The organism is Legionella maioricensis (assembly GCF_023618015.1).
GTDB classification, from domain to species: domain Bacteria; phylum Pseudomonadota; class Gammaproteobacteria; order Legionellales; family Legionellaceae; genus Legionella; species Legionella maioricensis.
In genome coordinates this window covers 82,843-92,184 of the sequence record NZ_JAJKBJ010000013.1, presented here as the reverse complement: position 1 = coordinate 92,184, position 9,342 = coordinate 82,843, and the positions used below count along the sequence as shown (strand labels likewise).

The window sequence follows — 9,342 nt, the reverse complement described above, 5'->3', positions numbered from 1 at the left end:
CTTCTAATTCCTTGATCTTTTGTTCACTCGTAACCCGCAACTCTTCCTGTTTCTTTTGCAAACTTGCAATTTGCTGACCAAGCTCTTCTTTTTCTTGGCCATAACTATCTTCTGCGGAGCGCAGCTTTTTAGTCAACTCTTGACCTAAATCTTCTTGGGCACGGGTCAGGCGCTCGATGGTATCTTTCAATACTTTGGAAGCTTCTTCTTTTTGAGTCTTTAATTTGATGCTTAACCTGAAAGACATTTCCTCAAGAGGATGTTTTGCCCCTAATCCCATGGCAAGACCTGAGATCTCTTTATAAAGAGCGGCATTATCAAAGAACAGCTCTTCCATTAATGAGTCGCCTAAATCCAATCCCTCTCTGACTATATATCGGGCAGCTAAATGCACCATATGATCTCGTTTTTCTTTTAATTCGAAAGCCCATTTATCATAGGGCAGCTCACTGTAAAGCTGTTTAAAATCAGGGAGCGCTGCTCTAAACTTTTCTAATTGCTGATGTGCTTTAATGACTTCTTTCATCATATTTTCACCAGCATAATTTAGACTGTCGTCTAAGGCTTCGCCTAACAGCAATTTAGCCCATTCCAGGGTACTTTTACCTAATACACTCTGGGTTTGAGCTACACTTAAATTCTTAAGATGCTCATCAATAAACCCTCTCATTTCACCTGATTTAGAATGAGCTAATTGTGGTGCTTGTTCTAGAAAAACGTCTAATATTTTTTTTAACTCAAGATCATCCTCATCAGTAGTAGACTCATTCAGCTTTGTTCTGAGTTCTTGAATTTTATACTGCAACGGAATTAACAGTTTATTGCTTTCCAATTTAGAGGAAAGTAGCTGGTATTGTTCCACCAAGGTATGGTGTTTTGTCTCCAAGGTAGTAGCCAAATTGGTATTTAAGGTCTTTAAAATAGTCTTTGCCACTTCATTTTGAGCATGTTTCTCATCTTTTAAAAATTCATTAAAAAGAACAAATGCGCTGGTTACAGCTTCCCATACTTTTGTGCGGTGTCTTTCATCAATAAACTCATCCTGCAAATAAGGGCGTCTTACTTCTTCAATCAGCATAGCCAGACCTTCTAAAAGAAGATCAACCCCCTCCTTAGTATCTAAGGTATCAGCTACTTTACTGACCATTATTAATGAGGAACTCATATCTTTAACATTAACTTCAAGCGACTTCTTCTCGTCAACGCGCTTGCATATGTTAAGTAATCGCTTTATTGCTTTGTTAATTGTTTGGTCAAGGGGCACGTCATCTTTTAAGGATAAAACATTATTCAAATGAATGCGTGCATGTTCATAGTTTAAAAAATGGCCACCAGGTACGGGAGGGATTATTGTTGGCAAAAAGGTGTCATTATGCGCTTGATAGTGAACAATACGCTGATCAACTATTGTCCATAGCTTTCTAAGTAATGCCTGCTCTTGCCCCAACGTTGGGTAAGAAGTTGTATTAAAATATTGGTAAGCTTCCTTATTTTCTCTAATTTTCTCATATAACTTCAAATATAAATTTTTTAATTTGGTAGCATCAATTGGCATGAGTTCAGCAATTAATGCCTCAAAGGGATCGTTTTCTTTTTTAGACGTAATGGTTACTCCATTGCGCGTTAAAAAATCTATAATTTTTACTATCACTAACTCTTGTACGTGCTCTGCTGTTTTGCCATCGGGAACCTTTTGCCTTTGTTGAGACATAAGATTACCTGAACCGGTCCCATGATGTCCGGGCAGACTGCACAGTTTGAAAGAGGTGGTTTCTGGCGAATCACATTTGGGCACTATAGGTTTAAAACAACGAGTTCTCTCATTTTCATAAACATATTGCTCGTATTCTTTAACTATTTTAGGAACTCTATAAAAACGAGGATCTTTCCATGCCAAGGTTGAGGCCCAAGTAATTCCCATATAATTACCGCCAGGAACAGGATCAATAGTCAGCATGGATAATTGGATCTGATCAATAGAATTGGCAACCTTCTCAAGATCCAATTCTGCAAAAGATTCTTTATGTAATCCATTCATTGCATCTGTTGTGTATTTACAGACGCTTTGAGTTAATAGTTTACGGTCAAGGGGCTGTTTTGCTAAAAGTGTCTGGATTCGCTCTAATTCATGAGCCACCAAAATTGCTTCAACAGCTCCGCGGCTGTGGGCAATAATGTTAATGTCTTTTTCACCGCGGCTAATTGCCTCCAGGATGGCCAGAACGCCGCGCGCAATTCTATCACCTACTTCAGCGCCTAACGTAGTAGGACCGTCAATAACAGCTATCTTTGAATTTCTATATTGTGTTACTTTGTCAGTAGGAAAAGCAACTTCAGAATAGTCGGGAATTTCGGGAATTAAAGTCGAAATATAACTTAAGGTTTCTGCCTTATCATATCCTTCGGTGGCGGCAAACGTAGTGTCTGTCCCCAATAAAGTAAGTGTGTACGCCATTAAAGCTTCCTGATCATTATTAACATTAATACTCTAATAATAGAGCATAAGCCTTAAGGAAATATTATCTTGAATAAGAAAAAAAGCTTTTTTAGCAAATAAACCCTTTTCCCTCCAGTAAAGATAGGGGTGTATCCAAATACAAATTTGTTTTATATCCAATAAACTGCGATCACAGCGCCCTATTGTCGTCCAATGTACCTGATGTCATATAATAGCCAATCGTTTCGCTAGTTCGATCACTACAGTTTATGGACCCCGGTTCCATAAAAGAATAGTTCATATTCAACGGGTTACAAATCATCGCTCTTACTTGTCTTGGTCCTGAACCTGGCATTCCTGCATGCATCACTTTTTTATTGTCTATCAATAAAATATCTCCCTGTTTCCATAGACAGGATGAATAGTAATTTCTGATTAATTTGGCCAGTACTTTAACGTCTTGGTCGTTAAAACAGCTGCCTACTCTTTTATCATTAAATGAAGGCAAACTAAGGGATGCTTTATAGGTCTTCCATTTTGAATATACATTTCTAAAAGCATTCTTTGGCGAAAAAAATAATGAAGCAAAAATAAGATAAATATATTCAAGTATTTTCAAAACAAATGCCGGCAACTTCCAGACAAATCGATGCCAAAACCAGGTATTTCCCTGATAGTCATCCATAAAACATTTTCTCATTTCTTCGTTGAGATTAGTAATTTCAAATAAATTAATCTGTAACGATTTCTTTTGGGTGAGTGGATGTTCAAAAATATTAGGTTTATACATCAGAATAAACTGGTCGTTCCCCTTCCCCAAAATGGGAAGATCGAAATGATTACATAGCTTAATTATGGTTTCTCGAGACAGCTCATAACGTTTCTCAACTTCGGAAACCAACCATTTGGACACAAAAAAAGTATTTTTTTCTAATTTTTCTTTTAGCTTCTCATCCAAATGCTGATAAATTTTTTCCATATTAATCAACCCGGTTTCGCCCCCAAGAGCTGAAGGCTGAAGACAACAAAAACAAATATAACTGGGTACATCGGCGCTGTAATAATTTTCACTATGGAAACCACCGAGATATAATGTTCCCCCGGTCTTATACACTGCATTGGTATATAAGACGTACTTTAAATCGCCAGCATGAATTCGGCCTTCTTCCGACATGAATGCTTCGCTTATCCCTTTAAAGCCCTTGATTTTCAAAACGGTGCTTTCGAAATCCTGTTCAGAAGCCACATCAAATCCTCTTAATAGAACAGCGCCATATTTTGCTATATCCTCTATAATCTTGGCTGAATTAGAGGTGAGGAATTCCTGCAAGAATTGCAGATCGGTAGAATCCTTAGCTTCAAGTACTAGTGGCATTTCATTTTCTTCTGACGAAATTAATCGCTCATCCTTGCGAAGAAAACGAGTAATCACACCGGCATATTCATTATCCATGATGAAAGACCTCTCAAAACTTTTTATTATCCAATGATGACTATAACATAAAAGAAAAGTACAAATAAAATGAGTGATATCAACAAGATCAGATGCGATAAAAACGAAGATTTATTGAATAGTGCGGTAGATAATTCATTTCCCGCACTAACTTTTTAGCTTACCCCCCCCCCTTCTTACATCGGTGGTAAATAGCATAGTTACGACTCGTTAAAAGATAACAATATTGTTGCCATATAATTTGAAAGTCAGGTGATTGTTGCATAAATTTCAAATATTCAAATGGAGGTTTTATAAAAGTTTTATAGGGGTGAACATCAACATAAGCTAATTCAGGTTGGTAACGCTTAAAATCTTCCATAATATAATGGAGTATCTTTTGTTTTGCTTCACGACAGATTTGATCACAGTGCTGTAGGGCATATTGCCTGTTTATTATACCAGCCAGTGGCCATAAAGAGGGAAACCGGGATCCCAGTTTAGCATTGGAATAATAGACTATAGGAAGAGTCATGGCCAAATCCGTAGAAAAAAAGAATATGGGTTTATGGTGAGCAAATTTCCTGGTGATTTTTATAAATTGCTGAAAAGAACTGCTGTCATTTTTATAGTAATTAATCCTCTTATAGTCATCAACAAAGGCCGGTATTAACGTGAATAAAATTTGGGCGATAATAATCACCATTAAAAGAAGAGGATGTATTTTATTTCTCTTACGAGCAGTCAGTAAATGAAACACCAACATTGTTGCAAGTAATGAATTCATGGTTATGAGTGGGAAGGCATGGTAATACCAACCCTTGCCTTGCAAAATAAAAGAGAGAATACATCCTGAATTAACCGCAATCAGTAATGTTTCTATACGGCCTAAAAATGCGGACAAGTATAGAGAACTTAACAGCAATAAGGCGGCATTAATTAAAGCCGGATTAGTCAATAATTCAATAATACTGGTGTTGAATACATAGAATTTGATCAAATAAGGCAGAATATCGGAGTAAAAATCCGGCATAAAAACAGTTATAGAAACGAGATAAGCAATGAGCGTCCAAAAGATAATTTGGATTTCCAAACGAAATAATGCCTTCCAATTTCGTTGCCAATACATAAAGAGTAATTCAGAAAATAAAAAGCTAAATAAAAAATACGGTTTAATTGCAAAACCTAATGCGGCAAGAAAACTGATGGTTATTTTTAAAGTGGGGTTAAATTTAATGCCTGCAGCAGACTGATAAAGTAAAAAATAATATGGCATAGTCAAGATAAGCATTAAATGCTCACGCTCGCCAAAAACACAAACAGACAAGATTAATAAGCAAAAAGCCAGGGTAAGTAATAAAAAACTAATTCCAATAGACTTTACTGGCTTGAAATTTAATAAATAATGACAGGCACCAAGAGAATATAAAATAAGAATATAAATAAACAACTTGAAGACAAATACATTACTAACATCAAATGCTTTGGCTAAAAAATTAATACCGACACTAAAATAATAAATTAATGGCGGATTGTTCTCAAACATATCGTTTACATAAGTTCCGCCGGCCAATAAACGTTTACCGCCTTCCAATAAAAACAGCATATCCCAATCTTGATACATCCAGATTTGCGTTAGGATTGAAAATATGAAAAGCAATATGAAGCAAAAGACAAATAATTTTTGTCTCATTTTAAAAAATCCTTTTATAAGGAAAATTCTTGCTGAGATTAAATACTGAATTTTTCAGCTTATCAATTTAGCATTACTTACTCAAAACAATTTAACTTTCTCGTTGAATATGTCTTTAACTAAAAAGAATTAGATGAAGACTTATAATTGCCGGCGGATCATTCTGCTTTTTTACCAATAGGGATATAACGACACGTAAATTCGAAAGGTTTAGCGTTCTTTTCTTCTGTCAGATGAAGGTAATGATTATTACTTGATACCAAGTCATTCAAATCAAGAATAGAGTCGACCTGGTGTAAATAATCGCGATGCGGAGAGTGCCAATCATTTATATGTTGTAATGCTTTTTGCTTAGCCTGATGTTCATCAGGAGCAACTACAAAAATATTTTTATGTAACTCGGTAAATTGACAGGGATCATAGCCTCCTAAATTTACAAAATATAATTTATTAGTTACCTGCTCGGAGGGTAACTCGGAAATATGGATACTATGACCATCTGCATAATCCAGTATTCCCCATGCATCAAGATGCAAGCTCGAGGGAACGCCCCACCAGCCTTGACGCAAGGCATCATAGGTGTCTTCAATATTGTTCGCTGCTATAAACCGCATATCGTGCAGTTCAATTAACGACTGCCGATGAGTGCCGCCAATATAAATAACAAATAAATCCATTTTTATACCTTAATTGACAAATATTTAGTTATTGGTTTGATGTTTTTTTATTTTAAAACAAGACTCACTTATTTACTCTTAATTTTTTATAAATGGCGCAAATATCAAGTTGAGGTTGAAAAGGATCTGCAGTTTAAGGGAACACCCTGCTTTAACAGAGTTAAGGTTAGAACCGATTTTTATAAACTATAATAAATAAAAGATAGACTATAGAATAAGGATTTAGCCTACATGAAGTCTAAAAAAAATAGCTCAGTAAACGAAAATAAGCTTTCGGAGCCAGATCCTCATAAACATAAGAAATTAATAATTCTTGTTATTTTGCTAATAAGCATTGGCTTAATTTTGTTTAACTAACGAGCCGTTGGTCATCGCAAGCAGTGCTTAATTTTATCAAGAATACTATTCACCAGGATATCGTTATTAGTGAAATTTTATTTTTAAATTTTGCTCTTCCAGCGCATTACGCATCGCCTGTTTTATATCATCGTTTATTTTTAGCATCCACCCATCAGGGAAAATTTGTTCGGAAGCGATCTGTTCTTCTTGCAAAATAATTTGAGCATTCTTTATAGCCGCCTCTGTTTGGCTTTTCAAAATGAATGTGGCCTCAGGGCAATTTTTAATTAAAAACTTGAGTACCTCTACAGTTGGTTCCCTAAGATTCTCTTGACCTGGGTAACCAAGATTAGCTTCAAAAAATATAATTCGAATTTCATTGTTCGTTGGTATTAACTCCATAATTTTTTCCGGCATTTGGTGTGGATCCACTCCAGGTATCACAAAATCAGGCGGAGCAATTATTGTAGAGTCGAAAGAATATTCTTTTAAAAATAATTCAACTACCTTTTTACCTATTTTTACATTTACGGGGTTATGCATTAAAATCAATATTTCAGACATAGTTAACTCACCCATTATTAAATTGGAGTGATAAGTTATAACAAACAATCTATGTTCGATACAAATAATTAGCTTCACGAGCTCTTATAGGATAACCGCACAAGGAAACACGTTCGGTTAATTGTTGTCACCAATTAAAGGAGTCAAGGGAATGACCAATACCCCAGAGATATCCCTGCAAGACGAAGCAATAGAACTAAATCTCCCCAATAATAAGTCTAAGAAAATTAAGGACGATCTTGAGCAGGTTTTACTGACTCAAGGAGAGCTGAATCGAATCAAAGAAAATCTGATGAGAATGATCGATGCGATGGCTCATAATCCCAGCTTTTTATCGCGTGCGGCCGCCTATTGGGGTGAATTACCACTTTGGCAAAAAATCGTTGCTGGAGTTGTACTCATAGTTCCTACATTTGTTATTTCTATAGTGGCGCATGTAATTGTAATTTTTGCTCTTAGCGTCTTTACTCTGTTTACTTACACCGCAAGCAGTCTTCTACTCGACAATCATCACCAACTAAATATAGATCGTACAGAACATTTAAAAGCAGGTATTAACAGTTTAGCGGATACATTGGGACTGGTTATTTTGTCTTTGGATAAAATACGCGAGCAACTAGCAATTGAAATAGAACATATTCAAAAAGAAAACGAAAGATTAAGTCTTAATATAAATGAACTAAATGCTCAAGTCCAAGTGTTAACTCAACAAAATGAACAGATTAAAGAAACGGAACAGGCATTGCGTCAAACCAATAAGGATCTGGAAAAGCTCACTGAATCACTTCAGGGTTCGGTTGAAGAACATAAAGAATTATTGGAAATGAGCAAAGAACAATTAAAACAAGTGCAACTTAACTTTGAAAAAGCTCAATCCGATTTGTCTCAAAAAATCGTTGAGTTGAATGAAATAAAACTCGGAATGAGCCAAGAGATTAAACGATTAAACGGACTCACAGATACCCTCAAAGGCACTGTTCAAACCTTTTTAGACGCACTTGATTTAAACGAGACTCAACAAGAAAAATTTAGAGAAAAACTGGAATCATTTTTAACCAATAAAGAAACCAGTTTTCATCAAATAGCAGAGCGAATTTGTGAAGCGGAGCGTCAACTGACCATTGTTAAAGAGCAATATGAACGCCTCAATAAACAATATCAGCAATTGCTAAACCGAGGAGAGGCTCAAGTTGACCGGTTAGAAAAGATACACTCAACCCCTGCTAAAATCCATTCCCCCTCCGGTCAGGTAACGCTGCTGAAGACTATGGGCATTTACGCGGAGAAAAATCCCACGTCCAGAACAGATAAGTCTTCTCCCCTAATTGATGAACAAAATACACATCTTGTAGATGAACACGAGACCCACTTTCAATTATCCGCATCCGGGCTTCATTAATTTCAATAAATCCCGCAACTGTATTACTATTGCGGGATCCATTTTAAGAAAAGCGATTGAAAATTCTCTTGCATCTTCTTTGTGAAACCTAAAAGCCTTATTATCAAGACTCTTCCTCCGCTACCCTGATAAAAAATTTACTTACTGCAAATATGGTGAAGTAAGAGCGACTTATTTATTTTTCCCTTCACCCCACGTTCTACGCTATTCACAGTCAAACTTTTATAACGATGTTATATTAGCGATGCTCAAAAATGAGCAGGAAGCGAGCATAAAATATAAAGGAGTTAAATATAAAATAAAGCCATTAAAGGTGATTCTAGAAGAGTCAATTGAATTGGCCAAAGCACAAAACGATTTAAGCAAGGTAAAAGAAAATGAACAAATGCTTGAAAATCTTCCGGCATTCCGTAAAAAATGGTTAATGGCCTATAAAACAGAGATCCAAAAAAGAAATGCCATGCAAGGTGATAAATACAATTTGTATTTGGCATACTCCAGTAGGCGAATGGAGACATTGGCACATCAATCCACAGCATTGCAAGAAGAACAAACAAATCCAGCAGTGAAAGAGACAGCGCGAAAAAATGCTTCTTTATTTGAGCGTGTTAAAAAGACTTTGCATATAAAAGATATGAAAAAGACACCTAACCCTCATTCATTTTATTCTGATAAGAAAATAACCAAAGTTGTTGACAATCCACTTTATGAAGCGGGGAACTCTTATGATAATCCTCTTTATGAACCTAAAATTTAATTTTATTATTCGGCTTGAGATGATACCCTGTATTTAATGTGGAA

The 9,342-nt window shown here is 35.9% G+C and carries 7 protein-coding genes; 2 read left to right on the top strand and 5 right to left on the bottom strand.

Annotated elements, in window-relative coordinates; all coding sequences use genetic code 11:
- The 5 genes from LOX96_RS11635 to LOX96_RS11615 form a co-directional block, all read right to left on the bottom strand.
- The coding region (locus tag LOX96_RS11635) for a coiled-coil domain-containing protein (protein ID WP_250456369.1) at positions 1-2,455 on the bottom strand (2,455 nt) is incomplete at its 3' end.
- Between the two features lie 172 nt (positions 2,456-2,627).
- The gene (locus LOX96_RS11630) at positions 2,628-3,890 is read right to left on the bottom strand and encodes a TauD/TfdA family dioxygenase (RefSeq protein WP_250421970.1); all 1,263 of its coding nucleotides are present in this window, start codon (positions 3,888-3,890) and stop codon (positions 2,628-2,630) included.
- Positions 3,891-4,050: 160 nt separating this feature from the next.
- The gene (locus tag LOX96_RS11625; protein ID WP_250421969.1) at positions 4,051-5,562 is read right to left on the bottom strand and encodes a hypothetical protein; all 1,512 of its coding nucleotides are present in this window, start codon (positions 5,560-5,562) and stop codon (positions 4,051-4,053) included.
- Between the two features lie 158 nt (positions 5,563-5,720).
- Positions 5,721-6,239: a DUF1543 domain-containing protein gene (locus LOX96_RS11620; RefSeq protein WP_250421967.1), complete on the bottom strand. Its 519-nt coding sequence runs from the start codon at positions 6,237-6,239 to the stop codon at positions 5,721-5,723.
- Positions 6,240-6,662: 423 nt separating this feature from the next.
- Positions 6,663-7,142: a hypothetical protein gene (locus LOX96_RS11615; protein ID WP_250421965.1), complete on the bottom strand. Its 480-nt coding sequence runs from the start codon at positions 7,140-7,142 to the stop codon at positions 6,663-6,665.
- 151 nt (positions 7,143-7,293) lie between these two features.
- Between LOX96_RS11615 and LOX96_RS11610 the strand changes: the two genes are divergently transcribed.
- A complete protein-coding gene (locus LOX96_RS11610; protein ID WP_250421964.1) occupies positions 7,294-8,541 on the top strand; it encodes a LegC2/C7 family Dot/Icm T4SS effector in 1,248 nt (415 codons plus the stop codon).
- A 244-nt stretch (positions 8,542-8,785) separates the two neighbouring features.
- Positions 8,786-9,298 carry a hypothetical protein gene (locus tag LOX96_RS11605; RefSeq protein ID WP_250421962.1) on the top strand — a complete coding sequence of 171 codons (513 nt, stop codon included), beginning with the start codon at positions 8,786-8,788 and terminating at the stop codon, positions 9,296-9,298.
- Positions 9,299-9,342: the final 44 nt, after the last annotated feature.

Coding starts and splice junctions, on each gene's coding strand:
- LOX96_RS11630 (WP_250421970.1), bottom strand. CDS start 3,890: ATGGATAATGAATATGCCGGTGTGATTACTCGTTTTCTTCGCAAGGAT.
- LOX96_RS11625 (WP_250421969.1), bottom strand. CDS start 5,562: ATGAGACAAAAATTATTTGTCTTTTGCTTCATATTGCTTTTCATATTT.
- LOX96_RS11620 (WP_250421967.1), bottom strand. CDS start 6,239: ATGGATTTATTTGTTATTTATATTGGCGGCACTCATCGGCAGTCGTTA.
- LOX96_RS11615 (WP_250421965.1), bottom strand. CDS start 7,142: ATGTCTGAAATATTGATTTTAATGCATAACCCCGTAAATGTAAAAATA.
- LOX96_RS11610 (WP_250421964.1), top strand. CDS start 7,294: ATGACCAATACCCCAGAGATATCCCTGCAAGACGAAGCAATAGAACTA.
- LOX96_RS11605 (WP_250421962.1), top strand. CDS start 8,786: ATGCTCAAAAATGAGCAGGAAGCGAGCATAAAATATAAAGGAGTTAAA.